Genomic DNA, 20,068 nt, shown 5'->3' with positions numbered 1-20,068 from the left:
CGGGCGGCGAAGCTATCCCCTAGGAAATCGCCCTTGATGTATCTCAATCATCTAGTGGCAAATCGCGCAGGAAATAAAAGCGATCGCGCCCTAAATCTTCACCTTTAATTCGCCCTAAGTAACCAGTCAAAGGTGAGGAAAGTTCTATTAAAATGTGGTGCATTTCTTCATATTTTAAAGGTTGGGGCGACATAGAAAAGGCATAAGCCCCGTGAAGCTGATTAAATTCAACACTTGTTGATTTTGTTCTTCCCAAAAAATCTTTGACAAGCTGAACTATCTGCGATCGCACTTTAAGCTTTTCTCGCACATCGTCAATATAGCGATTAACCTTAGCATCGGCTTCCTCACCAAACGGCTGTTGTTCCAAACAAGGTTTTAACTGTAATAAATCGATCGAACCTGGTTGCTTAGCTTTCAGTTCAACCAGCTTTTGCAATGTTTCCGGGCGGATTACGTTCATTTGGTTTCCGATAGCAGTTTGTTTAGCGTGTTTATTTAGCTGACCAGCCGCCATAATTATCTTAATACAGCAGTTGTATTGTTCCTGAAGATGCTTATGTCCTAACTTGATAAGTTGCGCTGGCGTTCCATCAGCTACGGTTTCACTTTTGGTAGCTTTGCATTCTCCCACTACCTGATAGGGAGTTTCACAGTAGAAATCTAATCCGCCAGCACCGCCTGTTGATTCTGGATCGAGGCTAGCTTCTGGTTTATTGTTAGAATTGGCAAATCCTAGCTTGATAAAACTTTTGCGGACTAACTTTTCAAATGTATTACCATCGCTAGAGTTTCCGATTTGTGCGATCGTTTTAATCCAATCTAAATCAGGATCTGGTTTTGCTGTAGGTGAATTTTCTGACCAACCTAGAAATATTGTGATTTCTGCGTCTAGTTGTTTGGCTTTTGGGTTGGTGGTGGATAAATGCACTAATGCACTTTGCAACTCTTCCAATTCTGGATGTTCTGGCGGCTCTAGTTTTTCCAGCTTTTGACGGCGTTTAGCAAAGATAGAATCGCTCAACACAGGCGTTGAATCAGTAACAGTTAGGGATTTGGGCAATGAAACAAAATTGCCGCTGGGATGCACTGGCATTTCCAGCGGCTGAGGTAGCAGATAAACCCGCAGGTAAGCTACAAAAATAAAAGGACGCTGCTGGAGAATTTGCTGTAACGCCTCTGTTTTCCAGACTGTTAACAGCGACAAAGCCTCTAATGATTCAGGATCATTCACCATTTGGCACAATTCGCACCTAGCCCAAGCTTTGATCGAAACTTTATCTGTATTTAACTGAGCAAGTGCCTTTTGAGCAACGGGCAAAAAATGCGATCGATAATATCCATCGCCCGATAGCAAATCAACCGAAAGATTAGCTGGGTACAAAGCAAATGTCCGCCCCGGATTCAGAAACATCCGAGGCATAGCTGCAATCATTCGTCCTTGGATTAAAGCTTCAATATCTGGATTGGGTAAAGCCAGTGCTGTTTGAAGCAAAATTGATGGGTTCATACTTAACTAAATTGGTCGGTTAGATCGCCATCATCTGTATCATCACTGCTGGTAGGGTTGAAAAAATCTTCTAAAAGTTGGAGTTCATCTTCATCATCAACCATAGGCATTTGATTCGACGGATCGCTCAAAATTTCTCGCAGTAAAAGATTGTCAAAAGTGAGCTTTTTCTGAGATATGAAATCAAAAACCTCGTCTTCGGTTAAATTATACTCTGTGCATTTTTCATAAACAGCACGAAGAGCCATCAGCGGTTTTATTTGGTCTTCAATCAAATACACAATCTCACCGCCTTTTTCTACTGATACGAGTTTTTCTAGTAGCTTGTAGGCTTGAGAATTTTTGCTCATTTTCTCTATTTTTGATTGGGATCTGACTAAACAACCCCGCGTCAAATCAAATTTTTGATAGTCAATTAAGCGCTTTAATCCAGCAACTAAGTCAGCTTGAGAAGTTTGAATGACTGCAACACCAATCTTTATCTTTTTTCCATTTTCGACACCAATTATCTTGAAATCAATCCAACGCCCATTTTCTAATTTTGGTTTCACCTCGGTCGTAATGTTATTTATTTTTACATTATCCACAGTTTCACCTATCAGGGTTGCAAAACCAAAGGCAATAGCAGTAGCAATTGTCAAACTATCCTTGATATCCTCTCGGATGTCTTCCTCAAGTTCCTTGGTAAAAGCAAGATCAAACCGTTCAGCAGGATCTTCTGGAAGTTCAGGCATTGGAGGCATAAAAACTTTAAAATTCTCGGCACACCATCTCAAAGCTTCGCGTACAGTTGGCTTACCTCTGCCATATTCTCTCAGTTGACTTTCCTCAAATGGGTAGACCGGATGAGGAGGATTTAAATTTCTGACCTCATAAAAATCTTGCAACCATAGTTTGACTAAATCAACTAAATAATCACCATTCAACTGGTTTAAATCGATTGGTTTTCGCTGCGTGTATGTTGAAATTCGATCGGGTATACTACCAGGCATCAGATTAACTTGTTGCCAAGTATCGGGTGCCATTACTGTGATAATAACTAAACCTTGACTGAGTTCTGATTGTTCGAGAGTATCGTACAAACGCTTAACTAGAGTGGCAATTACCTGCACTATTGTTAATCCCTCACTGCTACACCAATCTCGATGTAGATCTATTTCATCAAAACAAATGATGATAGGACGGTAGTAACTCACCAAATTTAAAAGTTTCTGGACATTGTTAAGAGATTCTACTTCTCTATCCTGATTAGTCTTGCCGGAATTAGTCGGCAATCCTAGTTCCTCAGCTTTAGCTTTATCTAACTCTTCACCAGACAACCATTTGATAGCAAAAGGTGTTTCAGTTTCTGATAATGTCCACAAAACAGCTCGGAGAATATAAGGGTCTACATTTGATCTTGTCTTAAGAAATTGCTTAGTTAGGGCTTTCATGTAATTTTTATTTTTAGTAGCCCAACTAGCACATGCTTGATCAAATTGATCGAGTAGTTTTTGAGGAGAAAGATTTGGTGTAGCAGGATTAATAGCTTTGAAACATTCGTTAGCCATTGCTGCTGCTATTTCCTGGCATTGCATGACACCTTGGCTACTTAGGCGACTTAAACTATTAACTAAAGTTTGCTGAAATTGGTAGTTGATAAAGTTTAAGTCTGTGTAATTACTAACAGTCGCATAAACGAATAAAGCATTACCATTGCTTTCTAGCCTGTGGCGAGTACGATTCAAAATGTGGCTTTTACCCACTCCCATTGAAGCAGTTAATACCAGTGAAGTCACCTTTTCTTGACTAGATTGACTTGTCTTTACTTTTTCAACTGCCTGAAAAATTGCATCGGAAGCATGAGCATTTAGAGTAGGAAGATCGGGGAACCCTTTCCCCCAAATATCTTGCTCTTTGACAATGCCAGCTTTGCTAAATGGATTGTGATTTTGAATTGCAGCATTCAGGGCTTCTATCGGGGAAACTGGTATATTGTTCATGGTTATCGGGTGTGAGGTAACGAACTACAAAAAGATTGAGAACAATTTTATGGATTTAAGCGCTTGGCGTAGTAACGCAATGTACCACCAGGAATGATGATTGAGTCTTCACGTTTATCTGGGGTGATGTCTGGGGTTTCCCCTGCCATTAGCTGAAAAATATCAGTAGCCTGCATTTCCAACAGCCACTCATTAAACTGAGATCGCCCTACCCTTTCCCCGATCGCCCGACGCATCCGATAAATCGGCACTAAATCATCTAAGTTATAATCCCGGTTCAAGCTGTCATACACATCAAGCGCCACAGCCTTAAAATCGTTGTATGATGCGATCGCCCCTACATCTGCCTTCCCCTTCTCAACCGCAACACTCGCCGCACCATCCTGATGCCGAATCCACTTCAACAAAGAATTTCCCAGCCGAGTACCAATTTGAGAACCATCAAACTCAAACAGAGAATCCTTACTTTTCAAGCCTTCCGCTAAAACTTCTTTCCCCTTAGCGCTCAATTCCACCATCGTCACCCGATTTACCAGCGAATACTCGATCGCCCCAGTCGCCTGCAACTCGCCGAGCACTTCCACATATCTCTGACTCGTCTCATTAGTCCGCACAATCCGCTTAGTCAACTCCCCCTTTTTCACCTTCATCTTCCCGCCGCCCAAATCCCACAAATTCAGCAGTACCCGAACTTTAGCCTTCGCATCCCACACCGCTTGCTCTTCCGGTGTCAAAGTTTGAGACACCGCAATTTCGTCTTTCTCAGACATATTCCTACCTTTAAATACTTGTTCTTAGTATCAAATTTTATCATAAATCTTGCTGACAAACATTTCAACTTTTCCGTAAAATCCCGCGCGAGGCTGTACACAGCTTAGGCACATTTTATTTTAAAATAATTGTGATTGACTAAAAAGAAATCGTTTGATAGAATACCTAATCTAAAGAGCGATCGCACTTCAAATTCTCCACAGCAAATGCGATGAAACAATCTGAAGCACAGCCCGCTTTCCTCTAGCAAACTCAACAAATATAGCGATCCCAACCTTAATCAACCACCTGCAACCCAGCTTAACTGCGACTTTAGTTCAATGCCGGATTCTGCCTTTAGAAAGACGAATTCAACCTAAACATCTTGTTACATTGCAATGGCAATCAAAACATTCAACAACACTTTACCCATGAAAACTATTCCCGACCAAATTTCCAACATCAAAGAAAAACTTCCCGATTTGACACCCACCCCTCCTGGTTTAAAAGCTCAAGCATCTAGCCACGACCTCAAAGCCCGTTTAGATTGGGGCGAACCCGGACTCACAATCATCGACGCCCGTGACTTTGAAAGCTTCACCAAAAGCCACATTACCGGCGCCGTAATGATGCCAATGGACGAATTAGTAGAGCGAGCAAAATCCAGCCTCGAACCCATCCGCGACATCTACATCTACGGCGAAAACGACCAACAAACCGCCGAAGCTGCCAATCTTCTCCGCGCAGCAGGCTTTCAAAAAGTAGCGGAACTAAAAGGCGGAATTCCTGCTTGGAAAGCCATCGAAGGCCCCATCGACGGCGCAGTCGAACACAATACTCCCGGCCCCGACGCCTACAACGTTTTCTCTCGCTTGCAACACCACGCCGAAGCCCAGAAAATCAACAAATAACCTCAGATTGGCGGCAGGAGTCGCCCATAAAATCTGACACTTAATAAAACCCGGTATCGCAAAAGTTACCGGGTTTTTCTATCAGAACTTCTACCAAATTCGTCTTAAATTTTCTTAGCCCGCCTCGACAAAACCAGCGCTGAGGCGGACTTCGTTTGTCTAGTAGCGGTTTCAACCGCCGACTCTTAACTTCCTCCCATCCAAAAATGCCTTAACTTCCCCGAACATTCGGCGGTTTGCATCAAAAGTAATCTGCTTAACAGCTTCCTCAAAAGAAAGCCAAGCAGAATTTTGAACTTCCTCCTCTTGCAAAACAACTTCCCTTGAATTGACAAAACCTAAAAAATAAGTCACAGTCTTTTCAATCGGCTCCCCATCCTTAACAAAAGAATAGTGTTCCGTAAAACTCGGCTCATCCAGCATTTCAAAATCCGAGATACCAGTTTCCTCCAGAAATTCCCGCCTAGCCGTTTCCGCAGGAGACTCCCCCGGGTTCGCGTGACCTTTCGGAAAAGCCCAATGTCCCGCTTGATGTTGAATCAACAAAAACAAAGCATCAGCTTCTTTTCCAAAAATCGGCACAATCCCAAAACATTCATCTTTCATTTGGCTGATATTTCCTATTAACTATTATGTTTTTTTAGTCCGCGTAAGCGCACTTAATTTGTGTAGATGCGATTTCAATCGCCGAGTCTCTGAAATTCCCAGCCCAAGCGAGTCTGCTGTTCATAAACCCGCTTCAAAGTATTAACATCCCTCGCTGAAATAGGGGGAGGATTTCTGACCTGAGAAAAATAAAGCACATCAGTTTCCATCAAACTGTGACCCCAAATTCCCAAAGCGTGACCCAACTCGTGCCGCGCCGTCGCCGAAATATACTTACCCACTTGATTCGGATTCAAATAAACCGAAAACCGATGAGATAACACAGTTTTATCCCCATCCCGACGGGCGTACAATTCATAGGTAGCCTCTCCAGAGCGCGATCGCAAAACCCCTTGACGCAAAGGCGGAGCCCGACGTACGATCCTAATATCAGCCACCTCCGAACTATCCACCACTTCCAAAGGCAAATAAACCCCCCATTCCCGCACCACATCCAACACAGCCGCCACCCATTCTTCAGACTTATTAGCATCAACTGGACGCTCAACATAAACCTGAATGGGAAACTTAGACCACAACAAATGACCGAAATTCGGTGGCTTAACCTGGTCAAAATAATCACCGCTATCCGTGGAATCTTGCCAATTCGCCAGCGTTGGTGGCAAAGGGTGAACCTGTGGATTCGGCAAACTATTCGGGAGAGAAGAAAGACTCGCGGCCGGAGTATTAACCTGACTAAAAATTATCAGGCTAAAACAACATAAAGCCAATCCCAAACCAGCCAGCAATCGAGGTGTTAATGTCACTTTCCACAACCGCATTTTTGCAACCGCAGATAGACACAAATAAACGCAGAGGAACTTGAGATTATCTGCGTCTATCTGCGTTCATCTGCGGTTAAAAATCCGAATCTTATAACTTAGGCGCCAACCAACCAGCACTCAAAATCACAGTCAAACCCATAAAAACAATAGACAGACCCCAAGTAATGCGGTTCAGACTCGTTTCTGCACTCTTGGCGCTGGTAAACAATTGAGCTTGTCCGCCAATCCCTCCAATGCCATCGCCTTTAGGACTGTGCAGCAACACAAAAATCACAAGTCCTAAAGCAGACAAAGACCAGATAACTTCTAACACAGAAACAATATTCATAATCGCGAGTAATTGGTAATTAGTAATCGGTAATTTATTATCATATCAAATTCGGTCGATCGCACACAATTTATGCAGAGACACTCCAAGAGCCCATTGGCGTCAACAATCGCCTGAAAGCCTTGATAAATCTCGTTTTTACCTGAGTCAATATCCCCCTAAATCCCCCTTAAAAAGGGGGACTTTGAGCCATTTCCGGTTCCCCCCTTCTTAAGGGGGGCTAGGGGGGATCTAGGCTTAATAGTCAAACAGCATTCTGTGACTGGGTTTGACGTTAAATTGACACGAAGAAGGGCGAAAGCCTTTGTCCCTAGTCCTGCGTCCCTACTACAATCGGACTCGCACCGGAGTGCGATTGGCACGAACTTCAAACTCAGGCGATCGTATCATAGACCGTCCCGTCATCTCCGGGGGCTGAGGCAACCTCAACAGCTCCAGAATCGTCGGCGCAATATCCGCCAAAGAACCATCCGCCCTCAGAGGAACATCCGTTCCGTGACCCGGAATCTTCCGACCTTCGCCTTCTACCAGAATAAACGGCACCGGGTTAGTAGTGTGAGCCGTCCAGGGATTCCCGTCCTCGTCAAACATCTGCTCAGCATTTCCGTGGTCAGCAATAATAATTGCCGTTCCCCCAGCTTTACTAATGGCGCTCAACAGCCGCCCCAAACATTTATCCACAGTTTCGATCGCAATTATCGTCGCATCCATCCTCCCCGTATGACCAACCATATCTGGGTTAGCGTAGTTAATCACCACAAACGAATAGATGCCTTTTTCCAAAGCCGTCACCGCCCCATCCGTCACCACCTCCGCCGACATCTGGGGCGCCTCATCATAAGTCCCCACCATCGGGCTCTGCACCAACTCCCGGTGTTCCCCGATAAAAGGCTCTTCGAGACCCCCATTAAAAAAATAAGTCACATGAGCGTACTTTTCAGTTTCCGCCGTCCGCAACTGCTGCAAACCGTGCTTAGAAATCACCTCGCCCAGAATATTGTTCAAATTCTGCGGTTCAAAAGCCACCATTACCGACAGTTTCGGGTCGTACTGAGTAAAAGTCGCAAACGCCAGCGGCTCAATTAACTGCCGTTCAAACCCCTTAAAATCGGGAGATACAAAAGCCTGAGTCAATTCTCTAGCCCTGTCCGGGCGAAAATTGAAGAAAATTACCCCATCCCCGGATGCCACCGCCCCCGGAGAAATCCGAGTCGGAACTACAAACTCGTCGGTCACTCCTTCAGCATAAGAGGCCTGCAACACATCAACAGCCGATCGACCGTCAGGAGCACCCTCCGTCGTCATCACCTCGTAAGCGCGCTGCACCCGATCCCAGCGCTTGTCCCTATCCATCGCGTAGTAGCGGCCGCTGATGGTCGCAATCCGACCGACCCCTACCTCTGCGATATAACTTTCAATCTTTGCTAAAGCTTCTACACCCTCTTTCGGAGTAGTATCGCGACCGTCTGTAATCGCGTGAATGCAAACCTCAGAAATTCCCCGTGCCTTTGCTAATTGCAGCAAACCCTTAATATGACTGAGATGGGAATGAACCCCACCTTCCGAACAAAGACCAGTCAGGTGCAGCTTGCCGCCCGCGGCGCGGACTTTCTCGCAAAGCTCAACCAGCGGTTGATTGTCGAGCAAAGAACCGTCTTCCACTGCATCCGAGATCCGCACCAACTCTTGAGGAACCACGCGGCCCGCGCCCAGATTCAAGTGACCAACCTCTGAGTTACCCATTTGCCCGTCTGGCAGCCCTACCGCCCGGCCCGATGTTTTAATCAGAGTTCTGGGATAAGCGGCCCAGAGACTGTCCATCACGGGTGTTTTCGCAGCGGCGATCGCATTTCCGTCTTGTTCTTCACGATAACCCCAGCCGTCTAGAATAATCAGCACTACAGGAGATACAGACGCTTGTGCCATGCGAATACCTTATTTACAATAATTAATTTCTCGATCGTCATGATTTCCGATTTTGCGGAACATCTGCCGCTAATCAGTTTACATATTTTCTAGGCTCCGGCTGAACACAGCCCACCAAAATTCTCTTAGCCACAGCATTTTGGGAACTAATTTCGACCTGCTTTGGGAATTGTTTAATTGATTGCCTTGCCCTGTACTGTGAATGCACCATCGGAGGCTGTTACCGATCTCACCAACAGCGACCCTGCTTTTGCGGCCGCATTTTCACCAAAAAACTGGGTCTGAAGCCCCGTCCTTATAGGACGGCTTTACATTGAATTAAATCCCCTTTCGGGTTCGGAGATGGAATTTAATGCAACCTCTCCGATTTTTGGGGAATGGTTGCCCCAAACTCCCATTTCTGGGGTAAAGTTAGCTTCGACAAAGTTATAAAGGCTTGTTAGGCTAGCAGCACTGTCGAGCGTGACCTTAAGACTGTTTAACCACTAGCGACAGAGCAAGGGACTAGCTTCGCATCAAGCGGGTGTCGTGACCTAAATAACGTAGCTATTTAAAGCTTAGTCTGGTCAGAATGGCCTGTTAGATTTCTCTTTCAAGCCTCATGCCTTTAGGCTGAGGTTTCTGACGAATTGTTCAACGGTAGGTTGCTATTGAAACACTAAAAATAGTACCACAGATGGCGGACTTTTACTACTGCCTCAAGGAATAGATTAAACAGCTTTGACTGGGCTGGGAATAACTTTAAACCAGTTGAGCAAAAATCCGTTTCCGAATCGGCTCACTTTCAGCGGACATAAAATTCTACAACATCTTTTTTAATTTTGACATCGTAATTGCCAAAGAAATCGTGGCCGAGCAGACCTATTGGCATTTGTTTGGCGATCGCCACTTCGACATTTTGGCTCACAGCACCGCCAACCCGAATCGATCGCACTACGCCGATCGGGAACTCGACAACGCTACCGTCAGCGATCCCCGCTCTCACGGTACGCACCGGCCTCACTCCCAGTGCAGTAGCCATCCGCTGAGAAATCAAAGTGCCGCTCGCCCCGGTATCGAGAATCATCTCAAAAGTCTTGTTGCCGTTAAATACCACATCAATCACCGGCGTCCCGCCAGCGCGGCGCTTGATTTTAGCTTGAAATACCTGTGGATTCCCCGGTGGCTTAGCCCGTTGATTTGCTGGGGGTTTGGCACCACTATTTGACGGGTTCCAAAACTGAGAGTACAATTTGCCAGTTGTGAATCCCGCTCCCGTTATAGTGCGATTCCCTTCGGGATAGCTCCGCCGCGCGTGCTGCTGGGAACTCCCATCGGGAACCAATGTCATCACCTGAGTTTCTGGCTGATGTGAATGAGAATGTACCTCGCCCCCCACAGATCCCAGACCAACCAAAACGCTCGCACAAACCAAGCCCGATCGCCAAATCCGCTTGAGAATCACTTTTGCCATGATCTAAATACCTTGATTGATTCAATATGTCGAACAACAACCGCCACTGATATCCTAACCCGCTCCCAAAAACCGATCGCCCGATCCCCAGATCGGATCGTCAGGAAAACTTGGCAATTTTTAAGCGATCGCATAACATCGAAACACAGATAAACTTATAAACGGCAACAGGCTGTAATTGCAGAGCCTTGTTGGAAATCTTGAAATTAAGGATTTGGGGGCGATCGGCAATGTACAAACTTTTATATTTTGCGACTATAGGACTACTAGCTTTCTCGATCGCAGGCTGCGGTGGCGAGGGCAGCAACACAGCCAGCCCCAGCCCCAGTCCCAGTGCAGCCTCTCCGTCTCCGGCAGCCACAGCCAGCCCCACCCCAGCAGCTCAGGCTTTCCCGTCCCCAATAGTAGCCGCCCAGCCTCCAGGGTTAATTCGATCGACCAACCCAGACGAACGAGCAAGACAGGCTCAAACAAATATCGGCAACAACAAGAACAGGAATCCAACGCTCCCGCTTCAGCCAGTGCCCCAAGGCCCTGTGACAGCCAATCCTTCTCAGTTAGACCCCTTTGGGCCGCTGCCGCCGATCGCAGTTCAAAACCCTCCCGGAATTGGCGATCTCCCCGGCGGAGTCCCAGCAGGGCCGATGACAGCCAATCCGTTGCCTAAGCTGCCACAGCGACAGGTGGCAATGATACCTAAACTGCCAGAACTATCCCGCCCAGTCCAAATTGGAGGAACTAAGCTCAGAGGCCCGGCTGCTCCCCAAATCAATCTCAGCCCCACAGCAAGAGGCGTTGTCAGCGAATTCAGGACGCTTCAGGCTTTGCTAGACGACACCACACAAAACTCTGAGTACGGTACTGATGTGCGTAAATTAGTCGAGACTATTTACGGAGTACCAGGAAGGAATTTTGGCGTAACCAGACGAGAGTTACTACTAACTAACCGACCATTCTTCAGAAGAATAGAAAAGGTCCTGGGTGAATATGTGACAGCCTCAAACTTGTGGGATATTTACGGAGATCAATCACCTCCTGACGCTCTCCGGTGTTCGATCGTGCCCGAAATTGCCGAGGCAATTGAGGTATATCGACCGCCGACAGTAAGAAGGGGGGAACTTTCCTGTGTGACGCGAGCAAATTTGCTGCAAGCAGTTTGGCGGCAGGGCAAGAACAGACTTGATGCAGCCCTCCGCGATCAAGACTATAACGCGCGAACAATCGCAAAAGCGCCTCTTCTGCCAGTTCTATCCGCAACCCCGACAAATCGTCAGCCAGAAGGCGAGAGGGCCCTGGGTCGGGAATTAGCTTCGTTGCCAGAAGTGCCTGGGCTCAGCCCCCCGCCAGTAGGGCGCCGCCCAGCGGGAGCTCCGTTCATAGCAGCGGGCCCAGGAGATCCTTCTCTGCCGGGAGGCGAAGGCGTGCAAGTTGGCTCGCCCCCCCAAGTTCCCGGACTCAATGCGCCTCAATTGGGCAGTCGCCCTGGACAGCCGGGTTTTCCAGGAGGCGAAGGCGCGCAAATTGGCTCGCCGCGCCAAGTTCCGGGGCTGAATACGCCTCAAGTGGGCAGTCGCCCTGGACAGCCGGGTTTTCCAGGAGGCGATGGAGCGCAAATTGGCTCGCCGCGCCAAGTTCCGGGGCTGAATACGCCTCAAGTGGGCGGTCGCCCAATTTCACCCCCAACTACCGCTAGGAATCCGCGCCGTCCAGCACCCCCGCGCCCGCCCCAGCCAATTGCAGCTAGACCCATAGGAGTGCCGGATCTGCCGGAACTGCCAGTAGACAAGCGCCCGACCCAGTGGAGAGACCCCAATCCCCCACCTCCTCCCCAGATACCAGTAGTTCCTGCACCGCCGCCACCACCTTCTACTGACCTCGCTACAGGCACTGAGGTCAGCGGGGTTGTAAAAGTGGGGAACGAGACGCAAGTGATTGTCAAAGTACCCAATGAACCAACCAGCCGATATGTCAAAGTCGGGCAGCGGTTGTCTAACGGGCAAGTGTTGGTGAAGCGGGTGGATATCAAGCCCGGAGCCGATCCAGTCGTGATTCTGGAGGAAAACGGCGTTGAGGTAGCCAAAGGTGTTGGCGAAAAACCCGCCAGTCGCCAACAACCCGCCAATGCAGTTATTAGCCGTCTGTCAAATCCGAATAGCTCAGCGCGACGCTGACAATAGACAGCAAAGTATGAAAAATGCTAAGGGCAAAAACTATAATTTTTGCCCTTAGCATTTTTGGCTGATATCGAATCAGAAGGTAAAATTAATATAGAGTGAGTTAGTCGCTTCTGGGAAGAAACATTAGGGATTAAAAAATAGAAGACTTTTCAGCGAGTCTTAGCTTCTATAAAATCCCTATTACTAATGGAAGTCAAAGGAGATTGATCATGCTCGGTTCAATTCAAAAATTAGGGATGGTGATATTAGTTGCTTCTTGTATCGGAAGCGCCACTAATCTCTTGAATCCCCAGCCATCAATGGCTCAACCAACACCACAGCCAACACCAGAGGCAAAACCAGAAGAAGGAAAACGCCCTCCCTTCTGCCAAGGAAACCCTCCTACGGGGAGAGTGAAATGCAATTACGAGGGAGGCGATAACTACGAGGGAGATTTCGTCAACGGCCTGCCCGACGGCAGGGGAGTCTACGTGTACGCTAATGGCGATCGCTACGAAGGACCATTTCGGAAGGGAGTGCCAAATGGCAGCAGAGGGATATTCATTTTTAAGGATGATGCCCGCTACGAAGGCGTGTTTGAAGACGGCACGATGAAGTATGGGACGGTGGTTTTCCCCAACGGCGAGCGCTATGTCGGAAACTTCGCAGTCGTCAGGAACGTTCAGACTGATGCCATTAGCAGCCAACCCTCAGGGCGGGGTCAATTTTTTTACTCCAACGGCGATCGCTATGAAGGAGAATTCTTTGCAGGTTCGCCCTTTGGCCCAGGGGTATTAGTACGCAAAGACGGCACTCGCTGTTCTGGCAGGTTTTTTAATCAAGAACTAGACGCTAGTGTCACCTGCACTTTCCCGAACGGTACGCGCTATGAAGGAGAATTGCGAAAGGGAGTGCCTCACGGTGTCGGAACGATGATAGATGCTAGCGGCAGGCGCTTCCCGGGGGTATATCGCAACGGCAAACGCGGAGTTTCGTAAAGCATAAATTGAGGTTTTCAGGCCACTTTTGACCAGAAATCGGACAAAAGACAAATGACGAAGCAAAATAATATCCAGAAGCGTATAGGAGAGACTTTGTTAATGATTTCCCGTTTTAAAACCAGTGGAATCGCTCTATTAGTTACATCAGTGTTGGGAATTGGTAGTTACGCGACTTATCCCTTGCCATCAATGGCGCAAGTAGGGGTAGGAGCTCCCAGTGGTCGTTGCGTCCCAGCTATCGCTACAGGTAGAGTTAGGTGCGATTACGACAGTGGCGATAGCTACATCGGACAGTTCGTTAACGGTTTGCCGAATGGCACGGGGGTATACGTATATTCCAATGGCGATCGCTATGAGGGGCAGTTCCGTCAAGGCCAGCCAAACGGTCGAGGACAATTTATATTTAAGGACGACGCCCGCGTCGAGGGCATATTCCGAGATGGCAGAATCAGCTCCGGGACAGCTATTTTTACTAATGGCGATCGCTATATAGGGCCGTTTTCTCTGGATTGGAAAGTGGGTACGCCTACTGGACAGGGGCAATTCATTTTTGCTAACGGCGATCGCTTTGTCGGTCAATTTTTGGGGGGCAAGCCTTTGGGTACGGGGGTGTTCACCCGCGCTGACGGTACCCGCTGTTCGGGACAGTTCTTTAATCAAGAACTCGATGCTAGGGGTAGCTGCGCGTTTGCTAATGGTATCCGCTATCAGGGAGAGTTCCGCAAGGGATTGCCTCACGGCAAAGGCACAATTATCGATACCAGTGGCCGGCGGTTTCCGGGAGTGTTCCGCGACGGCCAGCGGCTCGAACGATAAACGGGGAATAAGTGCGATCTTTTAGTAAGGGCAGGTTGAGGTCTAATAATTTTTGCACAAAACCTGCCCTTGCTAGGTTTTAAAGTCAAAACTATTGATAATTTATGACCGACTTTTTCTCAACCGAATTGCTAATCTTAAATATCCACTTAATGGAGTTAATGGAGGCGTTTTGATATGACAACTACTGCTTCTGCTTCCGGGCGCACCGGCCAGTTTCCCTTCGACTTTGCCCCGCAGCGGACTCAAGATGCTGATTTGTTGCGACAACTCAATTTTGTGCCCGGTTTGAAGGAAGTCTTGACTTTGCGCCAAGTTCATGCTCTGGAACACGCTACTGTTTGGGTACTCGGCCAATCGCTTGGTGCGACGACAGCAAGAACAGATAATGAGTTATTGGGCGGGATGTCCACAGACCAAGGTTTTTATCTTTATGGCCACGTTAACATTGCACAGTTGCGTCAGGCAGTCCGCGAGGCTTTGCAGCGGATTGGCAGCGGAGAATGGGATTTAGCTGTACATCCCCGCTGTGGCACGAATTTGTCGGTGGCAATGCTGCTAACGGCTGGACTTGCTGTTGGCATCAATTTAGCCCTGCCTCGCGGGCCCATTCTGCAACTTTTAGGTTTGGGTGCGGCGGCTGCTGCTGCGGCTCAGTTAGCTCCAGATGTGGGCTCTCTAGCTCAGCGTTACGTCACAACTGCTATTCCGTTTAATTTGAGTGTTGTTGATATTACCGTAAGTCACGACTTCTGGGGACGCGAAGCTCATTTTGTGCGGGTGCGTTGGGTTGAATAGTTGCACAGTATCAAGCCCACCTCAAACAACAGAATACCCAGATCCCCGACTTTTTTAATAATTCGGGGATCTGACAGAAAGCTCCTAAATACGATCGGGATCTACTCCTAATTCTCGCAACCTCACCGCCAATCTTTCCGCCCGTTGGCGCTGCTCATCAGCTTGCTGCTCAAGTTCCTGGAACCGAGCTTGTTCTGCTTTAATCAACCCTTCAACTAATGGCGGAGACAGTATTTCATTCACTGATAATGTCAGATTGGGAAAGACTACAGACACCATTTGTTGCCCCGTCACAAAATCTGTTTGTGTATAGATGTCTTCACCTTCAGGAAAGGCTAAAAGTCGCACCAATTCTTTGTTAGGTGTAGGGTCAACAATTACATATTCGGGCACGTTAGCTAGTTCGTACTCAGCTCGTTTAATAACATAATCGGCGCGCCGATTTTGACTCACTACCTCTATGACTAACAGCGGCTTTTCTTCAAAATCAAGGATGCCAGAACCTGGTCTAGCAGCAGCTTGTTCCAAAAGACATTGAGTGCAAACAACTACATCAGGAATCCGAGAGGTATCTTCTTCTGTTCTTACTCCCAGGCCTGTTTTTGCTACTAAGTCAAGATTGTGTTCAGCTAGGTAACGCTGCAATTGGTAAACTAAATATTCGCAAATTTTGATGTGTAAAAGTGTGGCGGTTGGTATCGGAATTAATTTGCCTTTGTACATTTCATATTGTAGATCGGAATCAGTTTGATAAAATCGGTATTCTTCAAAGGTCAAGGTGGGTGAAGTATCAATTTGCTTTGATCCAACAACTGGCACTACCGATTGAGACATATCTTTTCACCGATGTCGATATAATTCGATTATATTCAATCTGCCTCGCTCTGCGTGCATTTGCGGTTAAAAATTCCCAATAATCGATCGCACTTGCCGCCGGAATTGTCAGAGAATAGTTGAATCATGTAAAATCAACTTTGCGATCGCCCCGACAACTCGACCTCACCCTTCCTTACACCATCCGAGTTCCTATGTCAATCAAAAAGATTCTTTCCATAGCGCTGTTAATTTTCATCCCCATTTCCATCGCCGCTGAGTATTTGCACTGGGGTTCCCTGGCAGTTTTCATCACATCCGCTTTAGGCATTATACCTCTGGCGATTTGGTTGAGCACAGCAACAGAAGAAGTGGCGATCGTCACAGGCCCCTCCATAGGCGGCTTATTAAATGCACTCTTCGGCAATGCTACAGAATTAATTATTGCCATAGTTGCCCTGAAAGCTGGCTTAATTGACATTGTGAAAGCCAGCATAACCGGTACAATTATCAGCAACTTGCTCTTAGTCATGGGATTTTCCATGCTGTTAGGAGGAATCCGCTACAAAGAACAGGAATTTAAGCCAATAATCGCGCGGGTGAACGGTTCCACAATGACTCTAGCAGTGATTGCCATCTTGCTGCCGACAATGGTAATTTATACCTCCAATGGAGTCGAACCCGCAGCTATTCAGAATCTTTCCTTAATAACTGCGATCGTTCTAATTGCAGTTTACGCTCTAACTCTGCTATTTTCATTAAAAACTCACAGCTATCTTTACGATGTTGGGTTACTAGAACTAGAATCAGAAAATCCTCAAAATACCAAAGAGGAATCTACTACCCACAAACCGAATTTGTGGCTGTGGATAGGAGTGCTAGTTGCCTCAACTGTTGCCGTTGCTTTTGAATCAGAAATTTTCGTTGGTGTTGTGGAAGAAACTACCAAAGGATTGGGATTGACGCCGCTGTTTACAGGGGTAATTCTGTTGCCAATTGTTGGTGGCGCTGCCGAATATGTAACGGCTGTGGGAGTGGCGATGAAAAACAATATGGATTTGTCAGTTTCTGTCGCAATGGGATCGAGTTTGCTAGTTGCTTTGCTGGTAGCGCCGGTGTTGGTGATTATCGGATTAGTGATTCACCAGCCAATGGATTTAAACTTCAATCCTTTTGAAGTAGTTGCAGTTGCCATCGCAGTGACAATTGCCAATCTAATCAGTCTCGACGGCCGTTCTAATTGGCTCGAAGGAGTGCTCCTTTTAGCAACATACACCGTCTTAGGAGCCGCATTTTACTTTCACCCGATTACTTAAACCAATAATTTTGTTGGAGGGGCAATCTCCCGTGGTTGCCCCTTTTCACCGAAAAATAACTTCTCTTTGTTATTGTTGGTTATTTCTCTGTCTCTTCAGCGGTTAATTCAAGCCAATAATTTCATGACAGAAAGTAGTTACGGACAGCGACACTGTTGAACAGGAAAACACTCTCGTCTGCAACTTCTTTTTTTGCCTTTACGGTCGCGACAATCAGCAGTATCCCGACATTCTACCTGATCTTGACAAATTTGCTGACGGGGAAAAGTACCTAAGTTTTGTATAGAAACTTCAGCCGTAAGCGCACCCTGTTCTATAACTTGGTCATTTTCTATAATTTCATAGAGAAACTTATTTTCTCCCTCTAAGACCGAAAAAGTTCTTGTTTTGTGACTGTTACCCAACTTAAATCCAAAATCCTCGGAAAACTCACCTTTGTCGTAACCTCTGTCTGTGTAAGGATATGGGTTAGTTTCCATTCCCTCAGTCACATTTTTAATTATCACCCTTCTGTTAGGGCCAGGAGGAGTCTTGCTGGAAACAAATCTAGCGCTTTGCGAATCAGGGGAGAAGACAGTACCCGCACACGGGCCTACATATTCTGTGCGCTTAAATTGAATCAAATTAATATTAAAAGCGTTTTCGTTTTTGACCCGAAATTGTGCTTCGCTAGTCTGCTGGGCGCTGACTGTGAAAGCTGCTAGTGTCAAAAAAATTGCCCCTAGAAAAATAGCTATAAATTTGATTTGTGGCCTCCCCGTAACAAATCTGGCTGGTTCCATCTCTCTCTACCTCTCATGTGAATAGATAGCATTTTGTTTAGGAGTTATTTTAACTTGATATCTGATGTGTTGTCAAAGTATATCTAATAGGTTTCTAGTGAGGACTTGAGTCTTTGATGTTGAGTAGTGAAAGGAAGGACGGAAGTCATGAGTGCGAACTTTGTATAGTCAGGAATGAAGTCCTGAATACTCAGATATTGCACCATTCTCGCTTAACAGGCTTTTCGGCCTGTTCCACAAAGAGTGAATTTTCTTGTGGAACAGGCGGAAAAGCCTGTTCCTAAACAAGTAATTGAGAATGGTGCAAAATGTGAGGAGTACGAACTTAACTACCAAGTTACTCGATCGCGCCATTTCTCTAAAATCTTGTCCCCGACTCCCTGTACCCGTGAGACATCATCCAAAGAAGTGAAAGGTTGCTGTTGCCGCGCTGCAATAATTCTCTCGGCTAACTTCGGGCCAACCCCAGGCAAGGTTTCTAATTCTTCCTGAGTCGCGGCATTCAAATTAACTAACTTTTTTCCCGCAGCAATTTGAGGTTTAGCACTCGGCAATTTTGATGCTGCTTGTAGTGAATCGCATTCTTTTTTCTTAGCGTCAATTCTCTGTTTGATTCGGGCGGGAATTCCCAAGATTGCACCTTTGTAAAGCCGATCGAACTCCCGCTCAAAATGGGCCGCAACTGTGGGACTCTCGATCGCCAGCAGCGTCTCGTCATTCCCGTGATTTGCAGCCTCACTCCAGTTGTGAGAACCTGTAAGCACCGTTTTACCGTCCACAACGCCGAATTTGTGGTGCAGGCGATCGCCCATTGGTAACAGCGGCACTCCCACCGTAGTCAGTGGCTTTCTCCAAGGGCGATTGTCCGTTTCTAACCCGCAATCTTGCATCAAAGTCGCCCCCATCATATCCAACCCTTCACTATAAGAGCGATAAATAAAATTAGAGTCAATTAAAGCTCGCACCGCAACTCCCCGGCTAGCTTCAATTTCCAAAGTATTGGACAATCGCTGAGCCGAAAATACAAACAGCGCCAAATCAACCGACTTTTTTGCACTACCCAAAGTTCGATTTATCAAACTGTTAACGCTTTTTTCCCAAGGCAAAGTCTGGGAAGTCGGCGAAAATTGCACCGCAACTGTCGAATTCCCTACTCTGACTTTTTGCACTTGACGAAACGGCTTTTTAATGCCAAATTTGCTGTCTGGTTTGCCTTTGAGGCCGTCGCCCCACATGATGTTAAATTCTTGAGTAAACAGTTGCGCTACTTGAGCATTTTCAATTTTTAGCAAATTGTTCGCATTGCCGCGACTTGCGGCTGTCTTGAAATCGCCGTGTATATCGCTTGTGGTAAAATTAGCAGAAGTGACGATTACGGTTTTGCCGTCAATTACCACAAATTTGTGGTGCATCAAACCGCTGCCTTTACTGCCGTCAGCAGTATCGTCAATTACAGGAATTCCGGCATCTTTGACAATTACCAAAGCATCGTTTTGCTGGATTTCCTCGGTGCTCAATTTACCGTCTTTATTGGTATCGGCAAGTTGCACAAACTCGCTATAACGATCGCGCTCTCTTTCGGGTAATTTCGCTAACTCCTGAGCTGTAAAATCGCTCCAAGGGCGACTGTAGATATGTTCGACAATTAATCTCACTTTAATTCCCGATCGATGTCGATCGGCCAAAACTCTCGCAATATTGGGCAAGCGAAACTCCTGAACCGCTACATCTACCGTCGATCCAGCACTGGCGATCGCCACAGCGATCGAGTTTTCTAAATCATCTCCAGGTCTAGTTTGCTGGCGGTAAGGCTCTGTATAACTCGAAGCGATCGACTGATTGAAGTATACTTGCAACAAGGGGTCTTGAGGCAATGGAGGCAGGCTCAGAGGTAAATCCTGCACGTCTTGCTTTGTTTGTCCGCAGCCCACCAGATTGAGGGCCACCAGCCCAGCACAACACAAACCGAATAAATGATAATACAATACAGCCACAAAATTTTAAAAAAAATAGAGGTTATTAGCCTTCCCAAAGTTCAAAGCTATTGGATCGAGTAAAGTTACAACCTATTAAATTTATGCAAGGGAATAGATTTT

At 46.7% G+C, this 20,068-nt stretch carries 17 protein-coding genes; 6 read left to right on the top strand and 11 right to left on the bottom strand.

The window, feature by feature from the left end; genetic code table 11:
- Positions 1-43 precede the first annotated feature (43 nt).
- Genes QUB77_RS08780 through QUB77_RS08770 form a run of 3 tightly spaced genes read right to left on the bottom strand, consistent with a single transcriptional unit; the run spans position 44 to position 4,262 of the window.
- Positions 44-1,510 (bottom strand): DUF1802 family protein, encoded by a 1,467-nt coding sequence (locus QUB77_RS08780; protein WP_333322936.1) that lies wholly within the window; start codon positions 1,508-1,510, stop codon positions 44-46.
- A gap of 2 nt (positions 1,511-1,512) precedes the next feature.
- Positions 1,513-3,492, bottom strand: coding sequence for a P-loop NTPase fold protein (locus QUB77_RS08775; protein ID WP_333322934.1), 1,980 nt, complete (start codon positions 3,490-3,492; stop codon positions 1,513-1,515).
- Between the two features lie 47 nt (positions 3,493-3,539).
- Positions 3,540-4,262 carry a hypothetical protein gene (locus QUB77_RS08770; protein WP_333322932.1) on the bottom strand — a complete coding sequence of 241 codons (723 nt, stop codon included), beginning with the start codon at positions 4,260-4,262 and terminating at the stop codon, positions 3,540-3,542.
- Positions 4,263-4,640: 378 nt separating this feature from the next.
- On the opposite strand from QUB77_RS08770, the gene QUB77_RS08765 reads away from it, so the two are divergent.
- The gene (locus QUB77_RS08765; protein ID WP_333322930.1) at positions 4,641-5,153 is read left to right on the top strand and encodes a rhodanese-like domain-containing protein; all 513 of its coding nucleotides are present in this window, start codon (positions 4,641-4,643) and stop codon (positions 5,151-5,153) included.
- 171 nt (positions 5,154-5,324) lie between these two features.
- Here the strand turns inward: QUB77_RS08765 and QUB77_RS08760 are convergent, their stop codons facing one another.
- The 5 genes from QUB77_RS08760 to QUB77_RS08740 all read right to left on the bottom strand — a co-directional run bounded on the left by QUB77_RS08760 (position 5,325) and on the right by QUB77_RS08740 (position 10,290).
- Positions 5,325-5,759: an NUDIX domain-containing protein gene (locus QUB77_RS08760; RefSeq protein WP_333322928.1), complete on the bottom strand. Its 435-nt coding sequence runs from the start codon at positions 5,757-5,759 to the stop codon at positions 5,325-5,327.
- Positions 5,760-5,833: 74 nt separating this feature from the next.
- The gene (locus QUB77_RS08755; protein WP_333322926.1) at positions 5,834-6,580 is read right to left on the bottom strand and encodes a peptidase; all 747 of its coding nucleotides are present in this window, start codon (positions 6,578-6,580) and stop codon (positions 5,834-5,836) included.
- 91 nt (positions 6,581-6,671) lie between these two features.
- Positions 6,672-6,911, bottom strand: coding sequence for a preprotein translocase subunit SecG (gene secG, locus QUB77_RS08750; protein ID WP_333322924.1), 240 nt, complete (start codon positions 6,909-6,911; stop codon positions 6,672-6,674).
- 327 nt (positions 6,912-7,238) lie between these two features.
- The gene (gene gpmI, locus QUB77_RS08745; protein ID WP_333322922.1) at positions 7,239-8,837 is read right to left on the bottom strand and encodes a 2,3-bisphosphoglycerate-independent phosphoglycerate mutase; all 1,599 of its coding nucleotides are present in this window, start codon (positions 8,835-8,837) and stop codon (positions 7,239-7,241) included.
- Between the two features lie 784 nt (positions 8,838-9,621).
- Entirely contained in the window at positions 9,622-10,290 is a 669-nt protein-coding gene (locus QUB77_RS08740; protein ID WP_333322920.1) for a retropepsin-like aspartic protease, read from the bottom strand.
- Between the two features lie 230 nt (positions 10,291-10,520).
- Here QUB77_RS08740 and QUB77_RS08735 point away from each other — a divergent pair, with 230 nt between their 5' ends.
- The 4 genes from QUB77_RS08735 (at position 10,521) to QUB77_RS08720 (ending at position 15,061) form a co-directional block, all read left to right on the top strand.
- On the top strand, positions 10,521-12,461 hold the full coding sequence (locus QUB77_RS08735) for a hypothetical protein (RefSeq protein ID WP_333322918.1): 1,941 nt from the start codon (positions 10,521-10,523) through the stop codon (positions 12,459-12,461).
- Between the two features lie 215 nt (positions 12,462-12,676).
- On the top strand, positions 12,677-13,444 hold the full coding sequence (locus QUB77_RS08730) for an MORN motif-containing protein (protein ID WP_333322916.1): 768 nt from the start codon (positions 12,677-12,679) through the stop codon (positions 13,442-13,444).
- A gap of 102 nt (positions 13,445-13,546) precedes the next feature.
- Entirely contained in the window at positions 13,547-14,263 is a 717-nt protein-coding gene (locus QUB77_RS08725) for an MORN motif-containing protein (protein WP_333322986.1), read from the top strand.
- A gap of 177 nt (positions 14,264-14,440) precedes the next feature.
- A complete protein-coding gene (locus tag QUB77_RS08720; RefSeq protein WP_333322914.1) occupies positions 14,441-15,061 on the top strand; it encodes a DUF6391 domain-containing protein in 621 nt (206 codons plus the stop codon).
- A gap of 84 nt (positions 15,062-15,145) precedes the next feature.
- On the opposite strand, the gene QUB77_RS08715 is transcribed toward QUB77_RS08720, so the two are convergent.
- A complete protein-coding gene (locus QUB77_RS08715; RefSeq protein WP_333322912.1) occupies positions 15,146-15,895 on the bottom strand; it encodes a Uma2 family endonuclease in 750 nt (249 codons plus the stop codon).
- A 194-nt stretch (positions 15,896-16,089) separates the two neighbouring features.
- Here QUB77_RS08715 and cax point away from each other — a divergent pair, with 194 nt between their 5' ends.
- Positions 16,090-17,190 (top strand): calcium/proton exchanger, encoded by a 1,101-nt coding sequence (gene cax, locus QUB77_RS08710; RefSeq protein WP_333322984.1) that lies wholly within the window; start codon positions 16,090-16,092, stop codon positions 17,188-17,190.
- Between the two features lie 137 nt (positions 17,191-17,327).
- Here the strand turns inward: cax and QUB77_RS08705 are convergent, their stop codons facing one another.
- Positions 17,328-17,972, bottom strand: coding sequence for a hypothetical protein (locus tag QUB77_RS08705; RefSeq protein WP_333171392.1), 645 nt, complete (start codon positions 17,970-17,972; stop codon positions 17,328-17,330).
- Between the two features lie 329 nt (positions 17,973-18,301).
- Entirely contained in the window at positions 18,302-19,966 is a 1,665-nt protein-coding gene (locus QUB77_RS08700) for a DUF655 domain-containing protein (RefSeq protein WP_333171390.1), read from the bottom strand.
- Between the last annotated feature and the right edge of the window lie 102 nt (positions 19,967-20,068).

This window comes from Microcoleus sp. AT9b-C3, assembly GCF_036705485.1.
GTDB lineage: Bacteria > Cyanobacteriota > Cyanobacteriia > Cyanobacteriales > Microcoleaceae > Microcoleus.
The sequence above is the reverse complement of the archived record's forward strand: the minus strand, read 5'-3'. Positions and strand labels throughout refer to the sequence as shown.

Bases quoted from the DNA above. Each gene is read 5' to 3' on its own strand.
- QUB77_RS08765 (WP_333322930.1), top strand. From the start codon at position 4,641: ATGGCAATCAAAACATTCAACAACACTTTACCCATGAAAACTATTCCC.
- QUB77_RS08705 (WP_333171392.1), bottom strand. From the start codon at position 17,972: ATGGAACCAGCCAGATTTGTTACGGGGAGGCCACAAATCAAATTTATA.
- QUB77_RS08770 (WP_333322932.1), bottom strand. From the start codon at position 4,262: ATGTCTGAGAAAGACGAAATTGCGGTGTCTCAAACTTTGACACCGGAA.
- QUB77_RS08740 (WP_333322920.1), bottom strand. From the start codon at position 10,290: ATGGCAAAAGTGATTCTCAAGCGGATTTGGCGATCGGGCTTGGTTTGT.
- QUB77_RS08760 (WP_333322928.1), bottom strand. From the start codon at position 5,759: ATGAAAGATGAATGTTTTGGGATTGTGCCGATTTTTGGAAAAGAAGCT.
- QUB77_RS08780 (WP_333322936.1), bottom strand. From the start codon at position 1,510: ATGAACCCATCAATTTTGCTTCAAACAGCACTGGCTTTACCCAATCCA.
- QUB77_RS08775 (WP_333322934.1), bottom strand. From the start codon at position 3,492: ATGAACAATATACCAGTTTCCCCGATAGAAGCCCTGAATGCTGCAATT.
- QUB77_RS08735 (WP_333322918.1), top strand. From the start codon at position 10,521: ATGTACAAACTTTTATATTTTGCGACTATAGGACTACTAGCTTTCTCG.
- cax (WP_333322984.1), top strand. From the start codon at position 16,090: ATGTCAATCAAAAAGATTCTTTCCATAGCGCTGTTAATTTTCATCCCC.
- QUB77_RS08755 (WP_333322926.1), bottom strand. From the start codon at position 6,580: ATGCGGTTGTGGAAAGTGACATTAACACCTCGATTGCTGGCTGGTTTG.
- gpmI (WP_333322922.1), bottom strand. From the start codon at position 8,837: ATGGCACAAGCGTCTGTATCTCCTGTAGTGCTGATTATTCTAGACGGC.
- QUB77_RS08715 (WP_333322912.1), bottom strand. From the start codon at position 15,895: ATGTCTCAATCGGTAGTGCCAGTTGTTGGATCAAAGCAAATTGATACT.
- QUB77_RS08720 (WP_333322914.1), top strand. From the start codon at position 14,441: ATGACAACTACTGCTTCTGCTTCCGGGCGCACCGGCCAGTTTCCCTTC.
- secG (WP_333322924.1), bottom strand. From the start codon at position 6,911: ATGAATATTGTTTCTGTGTTAGAAGTTATCTGGTCTTTGTCTGCTTTA.
- QUB77_RS08730 (WP_333322916.1), top strand. From the start codon at position 12,677: ATGCTCGGTTCAATTCAAAAATTAGGGATGGTGATATTAGTTGCTTCT.
- QUB77_RS08725 (WP_333322986.1), top strand. From the start codon at position 13,547: ATGATTTCCCGTTTTAAAACCAGTGGAATCGCTCTATTAGTTACATCA.